Below are 17993 nucleotides of genomic sequence, written 5' to 3' on the forward strand. Positions count from 1 at the left end.
CACAGTCCGACCGCTTCCTGACGCCGGGGAAGCCGTGCTTGTTGACTATGGTGCGTGGCATGTGCGCTTGATTCCTGATGCTGGGGCGAAGCCCCTCATTGTTAAGCTCGCTTTTCTACCGGCGCGCTATTTGAATGGATTCATTGACGCGGAATAGGTCGGGGTTTTGGCGTAGTTCGCGGGAACGTTCCAAAGCGTCGCGACGTACCAGGCGGTCCAAGCAACGATCAGCAGGCTTAGCACCCAAACCCAAACAGGGATTGGCGAGGGCGATTCTGCCCGGTGCGGCTCGAATGGTTCTTCGGCTCCAAACGCGTTGACCATGAAGCGCAGCGTACCGTGAACGACGGCCCCATCACCGAGCCCGCTGAGTGTGATCCCGGGCCCATTGCGGACCTGGAACCGAAGGCGTCGGACGCCGACTTGGCCAGTGGCGTCCTGGGCTTCGATGCGCAGGCCGTGTTCGCCGTCGGCAAGGCTCTTGGTGTCGAGCGCTATCTGCGCCGGTGGCCGCTGATCGGTAACGGGATCGGTCGCTTCGTCGAGATAGATGCGGATGCGCGGATCGGACACGTGTTGCATTCCTCTAACGGTCGGCATGCAGGACGCGATATTTTGGATGATCGGGATCCCGTTCGCCGGGGGTGACCAGCATCCACACCGCCGCCACGATGCAGCTAAGTGTCACGAGCCCGGCCCCACCCGCCACCAGCGCGTTGCCGAGTAGTGGTCCGGCAAGACTAGGACCGCCAGCGCCACCAGCGATCGAAGGCGCAGTGCAGAGGTAGCCGAGCCCCGAGAGAATCCAGGCGGTAATCGTATCGGTCATCGTCGCCTCCTATTTTTCAGCGCGGAACTTCGTGATCTCGGCAGGCGTCACCAACGGCCCGTGGTTACCCCATGACGTGCGCTCGTGATTGATGATATCGGCGATCTGCTGATCAGACAGTCGGTCAGCGAACGGCGGCATCTCTACTTCGTACTTCTGGCCGTCGATTGCCTTACCGCTAAGGCCGCGCAGCATGGTGGTGATGTGTTCGGCAGGGTCAGCGGCATTAACGACCGGATCGCCTGCAAGCGGCGGAAATGTGCCAGGAACGCCTTTGCCCTCGGCGCCGTGACAGACGCCGCAGTTGTCGGCGAAGAGCTTCGATCCTTCCGCAGCATCGAACGTCGGTGCCGGGGGCGCTACTGGCGAGACCTGTTTCGGCGTCGTTGCCTGCTTCTGCAGTGGTTCGTTGGCGCGGGCCGCGACGACATCAGCCGCACTGATTAAGGCACCACGATTGCCCCACGAGGATCGCTCGTGATTGATGATGTCAGCGATTTGCTGATCAGACAATTGATCGGCAAACGCCGGCATTTGCGCTTCATAGCTCTGGCCATTGATTACCCGCCCGCCAAGTCCGTGCAGCACAGCGCCAATATGTGCCGTCGGATCGGCGTCGTTAACCACCGGATCTCCGGCGAGCGGCGGAAACGTTCCCGGCACACCCTTGCCTTCCGCGCCATGGCAGGATGCGCAGTTGTCGGCGAACAGTGCGGCACCCTTGATGGCATCAAACCCCGGGGACCCGCTCGAAGGACTCTCAGTCGCGGCGCGGGACTGCGTCGAAACGAGCGGGGGCTGCTTCAGCGACAACAAATAGGCTACGAGCGCCTTGCCGTCGTCGTTTGGGATGACGGTACCGCCTGGCGCGAACCGGGACGGCACTGGCACCGCTTTCTCTCCTGGAGGTAGTTTGTCCACAATCCTGAACAGCCAGGGGAAGGCCGGCATGATCGATTGCGGTACAACTGCACGCGGTTGATAGAGATGGATGTACTGCCATATGCTACTCGACTGCCGCGTACCGATATTGCTCAAGTCTGGACCAGTGCGCTCCGAACCTAGTAATTCCGTAGTCTGGTAGGCATAATCGCCCGGCGCAGACGGGCGGCCAAACGGCTTATCTCCGGAGAGCGGGCGTACTTGCTGGGTATGGCAATAGAAGCAGCCTTCGGAGACATAGACATCTCGACCCCGCGCCTCAATCGGGGTCAGTGGCTTAAGGCCCGGCGTCGGTGGCACCTTCGACAGCCAGATCCCCGGCAGCACGCCCATAAGAATCGCCAGTCCAGTGTAGATCAGCGTTGAACCGCCAGAAATGGCCAATGTCCTGTTCATGCCGGCACCGTCTTGGCTGCCGCAAGCTCCGTGCAGGACCTACCGTAGGTCATTGTCCAGACGTTGAAAGCGAAGACAAGATGGCCGGCGAACATCAGCGAGCCGCCGACGGAGCGCCACAGCCAGTATGGCGCGGCATCTTCGACCGACTGGATGAAGGTGAGTCCTCGAAACCAATCGAGCCCCTGAACGGTGCCGGCGGCCGATAGCGCCGCAACGTATATGACGACGCCGACGGCGGACAGCCAGAAATGTATACCCATGGTCAGGTTGTAGGGATACTTGCCGGTGGCGCGCGGCAACAGCGCGTAGATGCCGCCCCAAATCGCGAAAGTGACGAAGCCATACATCGTCAGGTGCGAGTGCCCTACCGTGTAATTGGTCAGATGCCAAAGCTGCTGCAGCGAGCGAAACGCCTCGAATGTGCCTTGTGCCGAACCCAGTAGATAGCCGTAGACGGCGACGAGGATGAAAACCGCAGGCGAGCGATATATCCATTCGTGAGTCCCCCGGAAGGTGAGAAGGAAGTTTGCGGTGCCGCTCAGCACTGGAACCAGCATGGCCACACTGAAGACGATAGCCGTAGTCTGCAGCCACCATGGTAGTGGACTGAATTCAAAATGATGAGCGCCGATGATCGGATAGAAGATGAGATTCGTCCAGAATGCAAAGACGCCGAGAGAATATGAATAGATCGGCCGGTTCAAGAGCTTCGGCAGCGCATAGTAGGATACACCGAGCGATAGGGGCGTGAACCATAGTCCGACGGCGTTATGCATGAAGAAGGCCTGTACCGCGACCTGACCCAGTCCGTACTGATACCAGGGCAACATCGACACCACGACCATCACAATGGTCCACAGCGTGCCCCCGATAGTATACCAGTTAGAAACATAGATATGCTCGCCATCCCGGCGCTCGACAGTGGCGATCATATTCCAGACCGCGGTGATCAAGCCGAGTCCAAGGATTACGCGAATCCACCACAGCCATTCGCGATACTCCTGGCCGTAGGTGAAGCCGAGATCGAGTGTGACCGTGCCCAGCACGGCGGCGACATTGAGGAGCGCAAGACTGATCCATGCGAGGCGCTCGCTGTAGAGCCTTGCGCCAGAACTGCGCGCTGCGACAAACAGCGCAAGCCCAATCAGCGCCTGGCTCGCCCAGGCATAAAACGTTCCGCTGGTGTGTATCGCGCGCAGCCGACCGAACGACAGCGCTGGCGTGGTCGCGAAATCCGGGTAAGCGAATTTGAAGCTGACGAGGAGCCCCACGGCCGTGGCGAATACAAGCCAGATTGTTGCCGAGGCCACGTACGCCGCGAGCACCCGTGCCAAAACACGGTCATCCGGAGGGAGCGCGCGAAGTGGAATGGCTGCAGCGCTATCGGACATCATCCGTCTCCTCGACGACGTTGTTCAGCGTTGCCCTGAGGCGCACCAAAAGCGTGACGTCAGCGGCATTGCAACCGGGCCGGCTTTATCGGGAGAATCCGGCGCGATCACTTTGTCCTTATTTTTGTAGCTGAGCTGGTCGGAAACATGGATCGTTTCGCCGATCCTGTCCGCCGTTACGTACCGGTAGCCATCTTCCCATGGTTCGCCGAAATCGGCGGCTTTACCACTTACTGAAGCCGGGTTTACGCCGTTGCTTTGCATATCGAGCCTCCTGGCTTCTCGATCTGATCGCGTGTTGGTGACGTCATTTGAAAGCTGCGGTATGACGACGCGTTGGAGAATGAGCTTGCAAGGCCCGCCAAGGGAAATCACCTTTCGACATAGAGTCGATATACGATCGTTATCGCCGACCAACAGCGTCGTAGTGAGGAATGCCACCCGTCGCATCTCCAGAGATCCAGGTTGCCCTACGCTGATCGCCTAGGTTGCGACAAGGGTAAGCGGGCGTCGCTATGGAACGAGCAAAACTCGATTTGTCCAAAGGCGCGAGGGCCAGTCGCTTGGATATGCGCCTGCAGGCATTCCACGCTATGGCGTCGTCACACCGCGGGGGCGGCAATAACGATCGTCTATCGACTCTATGGCGAAAGGTGATTTCACTCGGCGCAGTTGCAGGGCCATTCTTCAACCATCGTCATTCAAATACTAAATGCCGCCAACGAGACGCGACCAGCGCGAAAAGCAACGAGGGTCGATATGAAAGACAACAGTTTGAGGTCGGTGATGCGATCCATGTCTCTGGCCAACTCAGCCGGCAAGAAAATGGCAACCTGATAGCGCCTGCTTCTCGATGAATTCGGTCGGCTCGCGGAGGTTTCGATGATGGAACGACAGATGCGAGCGACCGACGCCAATGCCGTCAAGAGTTCAGCGCGGTTCGGAGCAACGCTGAACACCGCCGTCCAGGAGAGGCTTTATGTCCTCGTCGTCGCCGCATTCGCCGCGGCGGGCAACGTGCGCAGGGAGGCCGGCGGCACGCCTCGGTGCGCCAGCAACCTGATCGGTGTGGCGAGACTGGCCCTTTCCTGAACAGCTCGTCGAAATCATCTTCAGGGGGACGCTGCCCGGAGCCAGAGGCGAAGCCGCGTGGTGAGTTTCCAAGTTAGGTAATCGCTTTGCGCAGCACTTCTTCTCGCTACGGCGCCGGCGCCCGATTGTTCCATTGGCTGACGGTCATGCTGGTTCTTGTCGCCTATGTGCTGAGCAGTGGCGATGGCTACTCGCTCTATTCCGCCTCCGCGGACGGGCTCCGGAGGATTCACGAGACGCTCGGGGTTCTTGTTTTCAGTGTCGTCGTACTGCGGTTGGTATGGAGGCTGATCGACAGCGCGCCAGCGAAGCAGCCGATGCCGCGATGGATGACCCTGATCGCGCAGCTCGTCCACTTCGTGCTTTATGTGTTCCTCATTGCGATTCCAACAACGGCCGTGCTTGGTACCTGGCTTGAGGGGATTCCCGTCACTCTTCCCGGATTCGACATCGCTCCGCAGATCACGAAAGCGCATGGTCTGGGTCATCTGATGATGGAAATACATGCCACGCTAGGTAACGCCATCCTCTGGGTTGCCGGCGTGCATACAGCCGCGGCCCTCTTCCACTACTTTTATCTGCGTGATGAAGTGTTTCAGTCGATGATTCCCGGTGCATGAATGATCAGTCCGAGTACCGCGGAGAGCCGTATTCCCTCTGAAATTGGCGATATTTGCTTGCAAAATTCACTGAATCTCATGCGCTGCCGCTCCAACTGACAGGAGTTCGTCGCGACAGCGCACTGACACAAATACGGTAGATGATGTCAAAGTCCGTGCCTCCTGCAGGAAGCCGAGGTCGCCCTCAGACCGCCGTTGTTAGCTGGTGCAATTTGAGTCGCCGAATTGCCGATTACCCAATCAAGTCTAGCGACATTGAGGCTCGTTTGTTCGACGTCGCGCAAGTAGTTTGCGCAATCGTAGCGCGGGAAGATCTGCGTTGGGGTTGCCGATCCTGCCGCAAACAGCCTCGACGGCGCGGGCAGTTGGCTTGTCGTAGAGTGTGCTAGCGAGCGTGGCTAAGATCCGTTCGATGCGGTGCAGGCCCGGTGAACCGAGTGAACGAATTGTACTCGTCTATCGTTAGCTTTTTGAGGACGTTCGTTGCTCACTGCGTCTGAAGCGTCAGTTGGTAGGAGTGGTGAGCGGGCTGTCATTGGTGTCAAGGACGAACAGGGCGAGCAGCTTCGCCGGCTCGGTCTTGCTCGCGTTGCGGCTGATCGAGTGGAGCGAACCCGGAGATTCAGACCAGCTCTCGCCGGCCCGATAGATGCGCGTCTCGCTATCATTTACCTTCGACTCGATCGCGCCTGAGATCACATATGCATAGATAAAAGCAGATTTCGCGTGGGTGTGGGGCGGAGAGGCCGCGCCCGGTGCGTAATCGACTTCCACAGCAATCAGCGACTTGCCAGGGATATTGGGAATAGCCGCCTCGAAGTTCTTCGTGACGGTTTCCGCCCCGCTATCATGGGCGCAAATAGGGCCGGTCATCGAGAAGGCGAGAGCGGCGCTAAGGACGATAATGGATTGGATCTTCATGGGCTTTGTCCTTTTGAGCAACAAGTCGGAAAGATGATGATCCTCGATAGGAAAATCACGATCGTATCCGTTATAACGGGCGGGAAGAGGTCGTCACGAGACTGGCTATTTCAAATGTTATCTGAAACTCGTGGTGGAACGTTAGGCTCGCTTGAGCGATGCTAAGCTGACGTCACCTCACGGGAAAATGTCTGACTGTTATGGTTTCCATTCCAACGCGTCCATTGTGCTGATGAGCTCCGACGCGAGAGGAGCCCGCGTGCCGCACGCACCTGGCGAATTAGGTGTGCCACGTCAATGCCACACATGACGTCATTGGCGCCATGCAATGCCAGTTCAGGAGTGGATAGGCGGCCGTTTCCCGCAGGCTGGGACGTTGATCGATTGCCGAGGCGGCGAGTTTCTGCAGACGCGGCCACTGGCATCTGGCTCGGGCACTGCGCGAGTGACTATAACTATCGTTTATTGATTTTATGGCGACAATCAATTTTGCGTTGCCGACGTCCTTTGGTCAATCTCCGAGCTAGCGTCGTATAATTCGATCCTGTGACCTACATACAATGTCGGCTTGAGAAGCTAGGCGGCTCGATTATGCGAAGCAACGACCTCATCGATTCGGCGCGCCTTCCGGAGATGGGATCAGCGAAGCGACCTGGTCACCGGATGCGGGGCCGTTCTTGAGGAAGCCGCGGGCGGTTCGAGCGCCTTGCGGTTCAAACAGTGAGGCCGATTATGATGCTGCAAAACGGCGACATCTTTCCATCTCTTACCTTCGCTCGCGTCGGGGGCGGAAAAATCAGCCTGCCTGCCGATCTTGCAGGTTGGTTTGGCGTGGTTTTATTCCATCGTGGCTCCTGGTGCCCGTACTGCAACGCTCAGCTCGCCGCTTTCGCGCGAGCGGCAGACAAATTCGTCGGTGAAGGCATCAAGGTCGTCTCGGTATCGGTAGACGACCGGGAAAAATCGGAAATGCTCGTCGAAAAGCACAAAATCGGTTTCCCCGTCGCTTACGGTGCTGACGCGCGAGCGGTTTCCGCGGTGACCGGCGCCTTCGTTAATGACGATCCCGTCTGTCTCCAGGCAACCGGCTTCGTCTTGAACCCCGAAGGCCAAGTGGTGACGGCCGTTTATTCGACCCGCGCGATCGGCCGTCTGATGCCCGACGATGTGCTCGGTTTTGTCCGCCACCTCAAATCTTTGGCAAAAAATTGAAAGCAGCAAAGCAGCGGGATTAGCTGGAAGATCGATGGATGGCGCACGTGTCTGGATGGCGCTTGGCCGGGGACCCGCCAGGTCCCATCGGCGATCGCCGGATCGTAGTCATCGCTTGGCAGCGCCATACGATGAGACGTATGGTTTCCACGGGCCTCGCTGAAAAAGGCGTATTCCAGGCAGTTTTGTGGTCGAAACTCACGAAGCGAATGCACCGATTCTGATTCCAGACATTCCGGCGATTATCGCTGATGCTACGACGGCGCTCATAGCGATGCAGACACCCCAAAGTCGACCGGCAGTACGTTGATCGACACCGTGTGCGATCAGCACCACCCTTAATCCTGAAGCGAGGTGGCTCAAGACAAAGAAGACGCCGAGCGCGTAGTGAGGGAGCAGACGGATGTTCCAAGCTTCATGAATGAGCCCAGTCGGAGCTCCGATCGCGAAGTTCCAATCCGTGGGTATGCCGAGAAAGCTTCGTGCGTAGACGAAGACCGAATTCATGTGGCCGAGAATGAAGATTGAGAGATAGGCGCCCGAAGCGACCTGATAGGTCCTCTGGAAGTCATGCGCCGAGGCGCTCCACCGCCACGCCAGAAGGAGGCCGGTCCCTATCTGGAAAAGCATGGTTGCAACCAACAAGGGTTCACCTACGGCAGAGCGATAAACCACGCGTCCGATCTTCATCACTGCGGCGTGCGCATCAGGACCTATCAAGCCGAACAGATGGTTCGCTAGATGAAACACCACATATAGGCTCAGGACCACGGCCGTTACTCCATGGACAACCCGCCAACCTCCGACCACAGGCTCAGCTGATTCAGCCGGACCTCGTGCAGACTGCGACCATTTCGCGATCGCGAGCCAGATCGCGCACCAGATGACCTCATCGGGAATAGGGCTCTTGATTAGGGCTTGCACAACGCCGAGAAAAACATAGAGCGTCGGCGACACAACGCTCGCATAGGCGAGGCGTCTTGAACCGGGATCGGACGTTGGTCGACAAGCTAGAGCGATCCCGAGGAACGGCACCACGAACGCAACGACCAAAACACTGGTCGCGCAGGCGATTGCGACGGGTGGCAGGCTTGCGGCTTGCGTGCCGACGATAGCATGGAAACCATTGAGCAGAAATGGATAACAAATCGCCGCCGCCGCCGGCGCAAGAGCGACATAGCCATCGCGCTTCTCGAGACGCCTACTGCGATTTTGCCCGTGAACAATTGCGTCCATCATCCACCCTACAGAGTCACGGTTAAGAAACCGGGTTCGAGACGACTTCCGAGATGGGCGGGCCTTCGAGTATTGTCTGCGTCGCGCATCGGTGTTCCGATCAATCGTTAATTGCTGGGTGGAGTGTCTCTTTCGATCAATCACCGTCTTCATTGTGCTTTTGAATGTTCGACCGGTGTCATAGCAAGAGAAGGTAGCGTCAGTCGAAGCTTCCGCCGAAGGCAAGTAATGTCCTGATAGAACGGCGGATCTTAGCACACAAGCTGCCCAATTCGCCTATGAGCCACTAGCCGGCTAAAATGTATTTGAGTTATTCATGCGCATCATGAATGGCTCACCTTTACTGTTCGTAGTGCGTGTCGCTCGCGCAGGTTACTGATGAGCGTCTCTTCGAGCTCGCGACCGAAGTCGCGGCAACGGTGTGCGTGTCGTGACGCCGTTCATTGCGCCTCAACGCGGCTCAGGAGTCTTTGCTGAAACGAAGCGCTGGGCTCAGCGTGCGGTGTGATCGTGCATTCCGACTACATAATCATGCTAATCGGAAAGCAGCAATAACCATCGTTTATCAAGTCGATGTCGAATTGTAATTTCCCTTCGCCGTGCTGCAGGGTCACTCTCTAAAGCATCTTCGTGTCGTAACGTTCAACGCTGAACCGACACGCGGAACACGATGCTATTGGAGAGTCGACATGCAATGTAGCGGCGCAATTGAGGCTGTCGCGTCTCTTGGCGGTGCCGTCAGCCAAGTTATCTACTTCCAAGACATTGCTGCCGTTCGTGCGGTAATTGCCTTTGTATCGATCGAACATGACCGCAAACTTCGCAAGGCCGCAAGATACCTGTCTCAGTCAATGCGGCGTTCTAGCTCGTTTGGGAGAGCCGGAAGTGAGCGCAGCTGAAAGAATGGCTGTGGCGATCCAGTTCATCGGACGTCCGTTTCGTCGCTTTCGCAGATGCGTTGGCGCATCGATCTGCATGCTACTTGCGCTTACGCTCGTGGGCTGCAACGAGAAGGCGCAATCGCAGGTGGTTGCGCCTCCGCCGTCCGTTACGGTGGCGCAACCGGTCAAACGCACTGTCACCGACTGGGACGAGTTCACCGGCAGGTTCGAAGCGATCCAGGAGGTGCAAGTCCGTGCCCGCGCCGGTGGCTTTGTCACCAGTATCGAGTTCAAAGACGGCGGCATGGTGCACGCCGGCGATCTGCTCTACATCATCGACCCTCGCCCGTTCGAGGCGGTGGCGACCCAAGCGGACGGTCAGCTCGCCGATGCGCGCGCCAAGACAGAGCTGGCCAAGCGCGAGCTTGAGCGCGGGCTCACCCTCGTAAAGACCAGTGCGGTCTCCGAGCAAGTCGTCGACCAGCGTCGCGCGGCATTGGAGGCCGCTCACGCCGCTGAGACTATTGCCGAAGGCGCGCTAAAGGCCGCCCAGCTTAATGTCGAATTCACGCATGTGGTGGCACCGATAACCGGCCGCGTCAGCCGCCATTTTGTGAGCGTCGGCAACCTCGTGCAGGGGAGCGACAACGGCGGCTCGACGCTACTTACCACGATTGTTTCAATGGACCCAATGTACGTATATTTCGACGTTGACGAGGCGACCTATCTTAAGAACAACAAACTGTGGTTCGAGGGTAAGCGGCCGAGCTCACGCGATACGCCTAATCCAGTGCAGGTGGCGCTGACCGGCGAGACCAAACCATCGCACGACGGCCATATGGATTTCATCGACAACCGGCTCGACGTCTCCACCGGCACGCTTCGCAGCCGCGCGATCATCCCGAACCACGATCTATCCATCCTGCCCGGCCAGTTCGGCCGCGTGCGGCTAATTGGCTCCTCGCCCTATGAGGCGCTTCTTTTGCCAGATGTAGCGATCGCGACCGATCAGTCGCGCAAGATCGTGTTCGTGGTCAAGGATGACAACACTGTGGAAGCGCGTGCGGTTGAACTCGGTCCGTTGGATCAGGGACTGCGCGTTGTTCGCACAGGCCTGAAGCCGGAGGATCGTGTCATCATCGACGGCCTCCAGCGAGCACGCGTTGGCGCTAAGGTGAGCCCGCGCAGCGTCGAGATCAGCGGCAGTAAGTCATGAATCTCGGACGTCTTTCCGTCAATCAGCCCATTCTGGCGATGGTGCTGTCGATCGTGCTCTTGATTGTGGGCGCGATCGCGTACCAGACGCTGCCCGTCTCTGAATATCCGCAGGTAGTGCCGCCTACGGTTACGGTCACCACGCAATACCCCGGCGCCTCGGCACAGACTGTGTCCGATACGGTCGCAGCTCCCATCGAGCAGGAGATCAATGGGGTCGAGGACATGCTGTACTTGTACAGCCAGGCGACCTCCAACGGCCAGCTCACGATAACCGTGACTTTCAAGCTTGGCACCGATCTCGACAAGGCCCAAGTGCTGGTGCAGAACCGCGTCGCGATCGCGCAGCCGCGGCTGCCGGAGGAGGTGCAGCGCAACGGAGTAGTCACCCGTAAGAACTCACCCGACATCCTGATGGTCGTGTTCATGCTGTCGCCCGACGATAGCTTCGACCAGCTCTACATATCGAATTATACGCTGTTGCAGGTGCGCGACCAGCTTCTGCGGCTCGATGGCATTGGCGACATCCAGATGTTTGGCGCGCGCGACTATTCGATGCGGTTGTGGCTCGATCCTGACCGGATCGCCAATCTCGGTATGACCTCAAGCGACGTCATTGCCGCGGTCCGGGCCCAAAACCTGCAGATCGCGGGCGGCCAGATCGCAGAGCCACCGATTGCGGATCGCGCATTCCAGCCGAACCTGGTCTTCACTGGGCGCCTCAAGGATATCAGGCAATTCGAGGACATCGTGGTGAAGGCTGGTTCCGACGGCCGTACCGTACGGCTGCGCGACGTTGCGCGGATCGAGCTTGGCGCGCTGGCCTACACTACCAACAGCTTCATACTACGAAAGTCAGCCGTTGCGATGGTGGTGACGCAGCGGCCCGGATCGAACGCGCTCGCCACCGCGAAACATATCTCCGACACGATGGTGCAGCTCAAGACGAGCTTCCCAAAGGGGCTCGACTACAATATCGGCTACAATCCGACCGAATTCATCGCCCAGTCGGTTCATGAGCTGATCAAGACGATTTACGAGGCGATGGCGCTCGTGGTCATCGTGGTGCTGGCGTTCCTTCAAGGTTGGCGGCCTGCGATCATCCCAATTGTTGCGATCCCGGTGTCGCTGGTCGGCACATTTGCAGCGATGGCGGTGCTCGGCTTCGGCATCAATAACCTTACGCTATTCGGCCTCGTACTTGCGGTCGGCATCGTGGTAGACGACGCCATCGTGGTTGTGGAGAATGTCGAGCGACATCTCCAGGCAGGTATGAGCCGGCGCGAGGCGGCTCTCAAGACGATGGAGGAGGTCGGCGGCGCGCTGGTCTCGATCGCCCTCGTGCTCTGCGCGGTGTTCGTGCCGACCGCGTTCCTCGGCGGCATTTCCGGGCGATTCTTCCAGCAATTCGCCGTCACAATCGCGGTCGCGACCGCGATCTCTTGCTTCTGTTCGCTAACGCTGTCGCCAGCACTGGCCTCCCGAATTCTTACTCCGCATGAGCAGAAACGTCCAACGGCGCGCTGGAACATCGTTGCACGGGGTTGGGACGGCTTCACCGCGCTTTTCAATTGCATCTTCGAGCGCCTAGCGCATGGCTACGCGGCCGCGACCGCCTTCGTGATCCGACACACGGTGGTGATGCTGGCAATCTACCTCGCGCTGATCGGCGGTGCTGGCTGGCTGCTCGCCACCACTTCTCAGGGCTTCATCCCGGCGCAGGATCGTGGTTATCTGATCATCTCGGTGCAATTGCCGGGCGCCGCGTCGCTGGTGCGGACCACCGCGGTGGTGCGGGAAATCGAGCGAATTGCGCTGGATACGCCAGGGATCATCCGTGTCGCGGCGTTTGCTGGCTTCTCCGGCGCGACCCGCACGCAGGCGGGCAACGCCGCGGCACTGTTCCCCGTCTTCGACGACCCCGAGGCGCGAGTTAGGAAGGGCCTGACTGCCAGCGTGATCACTGCGGATCTGCGAAAGCGGCTGTCGGCGATCCAGGGCGCCTTCATCATCGTCATCCCACCGCCTGCGGTGCCAGGCATCGGCACCGGCGGCGGCTTCGCCATCCGCATCCAGGATCGACAGGGGCGCGGTCCCGAGTTGCTCGGAGCTGCCACGGACGAACTCGTGGCCGCCGCGCGGAAGTCGCCAAACCTAACGTCGGTGTTCTCGCCGTTCACGGCGAATACGCCGCAGCTATTCGTCGACATCGATCGCGTGAGGGCGCAGAAGCTCGGTGTTCCCATCGCCAGCATTAACGATACGATCCAAACCTACTTCGGTTCGACCTATGTCAACGATTTCAACCTGTTTGGGCGCACCTATCATGTCACCGCGCAGGCCGATCTGCCATTCCGAAGAGAGACCTCTGATTTGGCGCGGCTGCGTACCCGCAACGCGGCCGGTGACATGGTTATGCTGGGGAGCGTAGTAGACTTCAAGGATATCTCCGGGCCCGATCGTGTCGCGCGCTACAATCTCTACTCAGCATCCGAGCTGCAGGGCGAGCCGGCGCCAGGCGTGAGCTCGAAGACCGCGCTCAACACCATCAAGCTATTGGCCGACAAAACATTACCGAGCGGGTTTTCTTTCGAATGGACCGATCTGTCCTATCAACAGGTGACGGGTGGCAATGCCGGTCTCTATGTGTTCCCGATCTGTGTGCTGTTCGTCTATCTGGTGCTGGCGGCGCAGTACGGCAGTTGGACGCTACCACTCGCGGTGATCCTGATCGTGCCGATGTGCCTCTTCGCGGCCACCATCGGCGTGCGCATCATGGGCGAGGACATTAACATCCTGACCCAGATCGGCTTCGTGGTGCTGGTGGGACTTGCGGCCAAAAACGCGATCCTGATCGTCGAGTTCGCGAGGGACATCGAGCTTGAGGGTAAACCGCGCCTGGAGGCGGTGATCGAGGCTTGCCGGTTGCGACTGCGGCCGATCCTGATGACCTCGTTCGCCTTCATCCTCGGCGTGCTGCCGCTCGTCGTCTCCACCGGACCCGGATCGGAGATGCGCCAGGCCGTCGGCGTCGCCGTGTTCTTCGGTATGCTCGGAGTTACGCTGTTCGGCCTAATCTTCACGCCGATCTTCTACATGGTCGTGCGCAACCTCGCGGAAGGAGCGGATGAGGGCAAGCCGACCCACGCGATGGCCGCCGCGGCGGAGTGAGTTGCGGTTACGCCGAGATGAAGCCAGAACGGCCGCCGCCGAAGAGGCAAATTACCGAGGAGAGAATTCCCATGAAGGCGATCATCGTGACGGACCGGGCTGCGGGAACGGCCGGTATGAAGCTGGTGGAGCAGCCCGAGCCACAGGCAGCGATAAACGACGTCGTCGTGCAGGTTCGTGCTTCGGGTTTCACGTGGGATGAGCTGACGTGGCCACCGACCTGGACCGATCGCTTCGATCATGACCGAACACCGTCGATCCCTGGGCACGAGTTGGCCGGAGTGGTCACCGCGCTCGGCTATGGCACGACGGGGCTGTCGGTGGGACAGCGGGTTTTCGGCCTCACGGACTGGTATCGCGACGGAACACTGGCTGAGTATGTCGCGGTCGAGGCGCGCAACCTCGCGGCGCTCCCGGGCGACGTCGATTTCACCGTGGGCGCGAGCCTGCCGATGCCGGGCCTGACCGCGTGGCAGGGACTGTTCGAGCACGGCCGCCTTCAGGCGGGGCAGAGCGTCCTGGCGCACGGTGCGGCTGGCGTAGTCGGTTCGATGGTGAGCCAGCTCGCGCGAGAGGCCGGCGCCTATGTCATCGGCACCGGACGCGCTGCCGACCGTCAGAAGGCGCTCGACTTCGGCGCTCAGGAGTTCGTCGATCTCGAGAACGATGTTTTGGAAGACGTCGGCCAAATCGATCTGGTTTTCGATGTCTTCGGCGGCGACATCGGAAAGCGGTCGGTGCGGCTGGTTCGAGCCGGAGGAACCCTTGTTTCAATCGTCGGGCCAAGCGAGGAACGGCCCGCCAACGGCTTGGCAGTCGATTTCGTCGTCGAGTCCGATCGGGCCCAACTGCGTGAGATCGTCCAGCGCGTACGGGACGGGCGACTGCGGACGAACGTTGGCAACATCGCGACCCTCGACGATGCCGTCGCTTCTTTCAACCGGACCGAGCGACGCAAGGGGAAGACTATCATCCGCGTTCGTCCGTAGGGACCCGTGCCCCTTGATGCATGCAGTCGGCCGGCGCGGTCCGGGTCGACCGCCTGCGTCTTATCAGCCCTAGCCACCACGAGGCATCCATGGTTTTCACGTTAAAGATCAACGGCACACCCAATGAGGTCGATGTCGACGGCGACACCCCGCTGCTGTGGGTGCTCCGCGATGTGCTCTGTATGACCGGGACCAAGTTTGGCTGCGGCCAGGCGCTGTGCGGCGCCTGCACCGTGCATGTCGACGGCCAGCCGGTCCGCTCCTGCCAAACACTGGTCGACAGCATTGGCGATAGCGCGGTCACCACGATCGAGGCGATCGGCCAGGCGCCGCAGGGTGCAGCCTTACAGAAGGCATGGCTGGAGCTGGAGGTGGCGCAGTGCGCCTACTGTCAGTCCGCCCAGATCATGTCGGCGGCTGCGCGGCTCAGGCCGCTTGTTCCGGATTTTTCTTTCCACGTTTGCTCATCAGACACGGGATCAGGCAATTCGGATGCCTGCGCAGACGAGGCGGCAATAAAAAGATGCTTAGACGTTCAACTGGGCCGTGCCCTGCCAAGGTCTCGCCCAACGATCCGCTACTTCAACGTCGCAAGATAGGCATCGAGGTCAGCCCGGTCCGTCGGGTTCTTCAGCCCTGCGTAGGGCATCTTGTTTCCGGGAACTACCTTCTGGGGCGATTCCAAATACGCATCGAGGATCTTCGTATCCCAGACAATATCGGACTTCTTCATCGCGTCACTGTAGGGGAACCCGGGAGCCGTACCCGCCTTTCTGCCGACGATTCCTCCCAGGCCAGGCCCCACACGATTGGCCTGATCCGTAGCGTGGCACGTTGCGCAAGCTTGGAAGATGGTCTTTCCGTGCGCGGCGTCCTGCGCGTGGCCTGGATTGGCAGCGGCTCCCGCAAACAAGAGCGCCGCGAGAATCGCACGAAGTGTTCCTGCGCTGTTCATTACGAACATCCTTTTTTTATCGGGATCAGAGGTGGCGCGGCTGCGCGAAATCGTTGAGATCGTCTCCGAGTCGGGGCGGGTGGCGCCGAGCAGACCAGATCCGCGCGGCTACAGCCGGGCCCTACATTGGTACTTTCATCGCGCATCCTTCGCTGGCCGCGCGCATCACGGCGAATCGCGCGATAGTTTCAGTCCTTAACGGGACGGCCGCGTGCGCTCGACCGCCCGCCACACCGAAAGATCGGATACAGGGGACAAAATGAGAAATTCCTTTTGGACATGCATTCGATAGGCGTGAGATATCGTCCAAGAGGCCTGTAGGCGTGGCGTAGGACGACACAAAAAGGGCAATTCGCGATCACTCTTTCCCGTTGGGTTGCTTCGAAACGTCATGCGCGAGCACTCCTTCCAGCTCGAGCCTGGATCCGGCTCCAGCGCGTCGCGGGGAAAAAGGTAGGGAAGCACCAAATCGGCCCGGATTGACTTCGGCGTGACGATCGCGACCGAAACGACGAGATCGCGACAAGTGCGCGGCTTGAACCGCGGTAATATTCACCTGCGCGCGGCTTTTGATCTGGAACGTGCCCATCCTGCCCGCCTTACGATTCGTCGCATACGAGTTGCTAGGGGGGCGAGCAGTCCGCGGTCACATCACGACCTGCGGGTCCGACACCCGTGCGTACGATCGGTCCGTGACGAAGCCAGCTGTTGCGATGGCGGCTCGGGGCTTCCTGACGCGCGTCGGCGTGCGTTCACGCGAATTCATAAAGTTCCCAAGTCGTTGAGACGCTCAGCGGGCTCATTCATGTTACAGCTGAATATATCTAATTCGGCTGTCACCACTACTGGGTCAGCCGCAACTGGCTATTTGTCCTGCGTGTTTAGTCGGAGGCAACGAAGACCGAACCAATCAAAATCCCAGATCAAGTTAAGGCACGGAAGGACCCTTCGCTCGGTTGCGAGATTGGCTGCTTGCGAGATGCGTCCTCTCGCCGCCCGCGCTGAGCTCATGAACCTGAGTAACATAGAGGCGTTTTGGACGTGGCAGGTGAGCCATTCTGGCGTATATCGCGACAAGACCTCGACAAGTTGATGACCACATTGGACGTCACCTTCGTCAGACTATCGCAATGCGTGCTTGCGACGGGGGCTCACCTGGCCGTCGCCTGCGCGGATGCCACCACCATCCACTACTGTCTTCGAGGCGTCGGGTTCATTCTCCTGGAGGGTGAAACGCCCATCCGCCTGACGCCGCATACACTGGTGATAGTCCCGCCTGGACGAGCAATGACAATTGTCGCCACGGAGCGCCCGACCGCACTACGGAAGGTCGGCAAGGGCGGCGACTGCCTCTTCGTGCCCGGCTCGACGTACCGGCACACCATCGGCGATGGCGAGCCGACACTGGTGCTTGCGTGCGGCATGTTTCGAGCCACCTACGGCCCAGCACTGGACTTGTTCGCATCCCTTGCAACGCCCATTGTCGAGACGTTCGACGTACATGACCAACTCGACCAAGTGATAGCCTGCGCAATAGCCGAGCTCGCGGCCCAGGACGTCGGTGTGGGGCCAATGTCGGCGGCGCTGCTGAAGCTCGTGTTGCTCGCGCTGCTTCGACGTTGCCTAGTCTCGACGAAAGCGTGGGTCGAGCGCTTCGCGATCTTAAGCGACCCGCCGATCGCACGAGCTTTCGCCGAGATGGCCTCGCGCCCCTCCTTTCCGCACACCGTACAAAGTCTATCCCAAGCCGTCGGTCTCAGCCGCTCAGCTTTCATGGCGCGCTTCTCAACTGCCTTCGGTGAGGCGCCCATGTCTCTCCTGCGCCGCCTTAGGATGCGCCTCGCTGCTGACCTGCTCTCAGCCAACGCGCTATCGATCGACCAGGTCGCCCTAAACGTCGGCTACCAGAGCCGGAGCAGCTTTACGCGCAGTTTTCGTCGGTACTACGGCAGCGACCCTTCAGAATACCGCTCCAAAGCGCAGAGCGCACGGTCCTCAAGGGCTGCTCCAACTGAGGATGCGATCGAGCAATCCGATGCCGCGTGAGAATTTCGTCCGCAAGAGCGTTGGCGTCGCCGCCGGCGAGCTCATTGCGGCCTTGTGATGACACCCGAGCTCGATCAACTCAGTGCCCTCTCGG

The 17993-nt window shown here is 59.6% G+C and carries 16 protein-coding genes; 8 read left to right on the forward strand and 8 right to left on the reverse strand.

Annotated features, from left to right (window positions below; translation table 11 throughout):
• Positions 1-126: 126 nt before the first annotated feature.
• From N2604_RS11200 to N2604_RS11220, 5 genes are read right to left on the reverse strand one after another with little or no spacing between them, the layout of a single operon-like run.
• The gene (locus N2604_RS11200) at positions 127-573 is read right to left on the reverse strand and encodes a cytochrome C (RefSeq protein WP_235544531.1); all 447 of its coding nucleotides are present in this window, start codon (positions 571-573) and stop codon (positions 127-129) included.
• 13 nt (positions 574-586) lie between these two features.
• A complete protein-coding gene (locus N2604_RS11205) occupies positions 587-829 on the reverse strand; it encodes a hypothetical protein (RefSeq protein ID WP_260374743.1) in 243 nt (80 codons plus the stop codon).
• A gap of 9 nt (positions 830-838) precedes the next feature.
• Complete coding sequence (locus N2604_RS11210; protein ID WP_260374744.1) at positions 839-2167, reverse strand: c-type cytochrome; 1329 nt, start codon at positions 2165-2167, stop codon at positions 839-841.
• Positions 2164-3561 carry a cbb3-type cytochrome c oxidase subunit I gene (locus tag N2604_RS11215; RefSeq protein WP_260374745.1) on the reverse strand — a complete coding sequence of 466 codons (1398 nt, stop codon included), beginning with the start codon at positions 3559-3561 and terminating at the stop codon, positions 2164-2166. The genes N2604_RS11210 and N2604_RS11215 overlap by 4 nt, the downstream gene beginning before the upstream one ends.
• A 24-nt stretch (positions 3562-3585) precedes the next feature.
• Positions 3586-4002: a hypothetical protein gene (locus N2604_RS11220; protein WP_260374746.1), complete on the reverse strand. Its 417-nt coding sequence runs from the start codon at positions 4000-4002 to the stop codon at positions 3586-3588.
• 441 nt (positions 4003-4443) lie between these two features.
• On the opposite strand from N2604_RS11220, the gene N2604_RS11225 reads away from it, so the two are divergent.
• A complete protein-coding gene (locus N2604_RS11225) occupies positions 4444-4653 on the forward strand; it encodes a hypothetical protein (protein ID WP_128956834.1) in 210 nt (69 codons plus the stop codon).
• A gap of 146 nt (positions 4654-4799) precedes the next feature.
• Positions 4800-5273, forward strand: a complete 474-nt coding sequence (locus N2604_RS11230; protein WP_260374747.1) for a cytochrome b — start codon at positions 4800-4802, stop codon at positions 5271-5273.
• A gap of 504 nt (positions 5274-5777) precedes the next feature.
• Here N2604_RS11230 and N2604_RS11235 read toward each other — a convergent pair.
• Positions 5778-6194: a cupin domain-containing protein gene (locus tag N2604_RS11235; protein WP_128956836.1), complete on the reverse strand. Its 417-nt coding sequence runs from the start codon at positions 6192-6194 to the stop codon at positions 5778-5780.
• A 732-nt stretch (positions 6195-6926) separates the two neighbouring features.
• Here N2604_RS11235 and N2604_RS11240 point away from each other — a divergent pair.
• A complete protein-coding gene (locus N2604_RS11240) occupies positions 6927-7406 on the forward strand; it encodes a redoxin domain-containing protein (RefSeq protein WP_245473586.1) in 480 nt (159 codons plus the stop codon).
• Positions 7407-7604: 198 nt separating this feature from the next.
• On the opposite strand, the gene N2604_RS11245 is transcribed toward N2604_RS11240, so the two are convergent.
• A complete protein-coding gene (locus N2604_RS11245; protein ID WP_260374748.1) occupies positions 7605-8645 on the reverse strand; it encodes a hypothetical protein in 1041 nt (346 codons plus the stop codon).
• A gap of 972 nt (positions 8646-9617) precedes the next feature.
• Here N2604_RS11245 and N2604_RS11250 point away from each other — a divergent pair.
• From N2604_RS11250 to N2604_RS11265, 4 genes are all read left to right on the forward strand, one after another.
• Positions 9618-10739 (forward strand): efflux RND transporter periplasmic adaptor subunit, encoded by a 1122-nt coding sequence (locus N2604_RS11250; RefSeq protein ID WP_260376209.1) that lies wholly within the window; start codon positions 9618-9620, stop codon positions 10737-10739.
• A complete protein-coding gene (locus N2604_RS11255; RefSeq protein WP_260374749.1) occupies positions 10736-13909 on the forward strand; it encodes an efflux RND transporter permease subunit in 3174 nt (1057 codons plus the stop codon). The genes N2604_RS11250 and N2604_RS11255 overlap by 4 nt, the downstream gene beginning before the upstream one ends.
• A gap of 71 nt (positions 13910-13980) precedes the next feature.
• Entirely contained in the window at positions 13981-14898 is a 918-nt protein-coding gene (locus N2604_RS11260; RefSeq protein ID WP_128935383.1) for an NADP-dependent oxidoreductase, read from the forward strand.
• Between the two features lie 89 nt (positions 14899-14987).
• Complete coding sequence (locus tag N2604_RS11265; RefSeq protein WP_260374750.1) at positions 14988-15497, forward strand: (2Fe-2S)-binding protein; 510 nt, start codon at positions 14988-14990, stop codon at positions 15495-15497.
• On the opposite strand, the gene N2604_RS11270 is transcribed toward N2604_RS11265, so the two are convergent.
• Entirely contained in the window at positions 15476-15853 is a 378-nt protein-coding gene (locus tag N2604_RS11270) for a cytochrome c family protein (protein WP_128935382.1), read from the reverse strand. The two genes, N2604_RS11265 and N2604_RS11270, sit on opposite strands and share 22 nt — an antisense overlap.
• A gap of 1092 nt (positions 15854-16945) precedes the next feature.
• Between N2604_RS11270 and N2604_RS11275 the strand changes: the two genes are divergently transcribed.
• Entirely contained in the window at positions 16946-17899 is a 954-nt protein-coding gene (locus tag N2604_RS11275; protein WP_212505291.1) for an AraC family transcriptional regulator, read from the forward strand.
• Positions 17900-17993: the final 94 nt, after the last annotated feature.

It is taken from the genome of Bradyrhizobium sp. CB1015 (genome assembly GCF_025200925.1).
Lineage (GTDB): Bacteria > Pseudomonadota > Alphaproteobacteria > Rhizobiales > Xanthobacteraceae > Bradyrhizobium.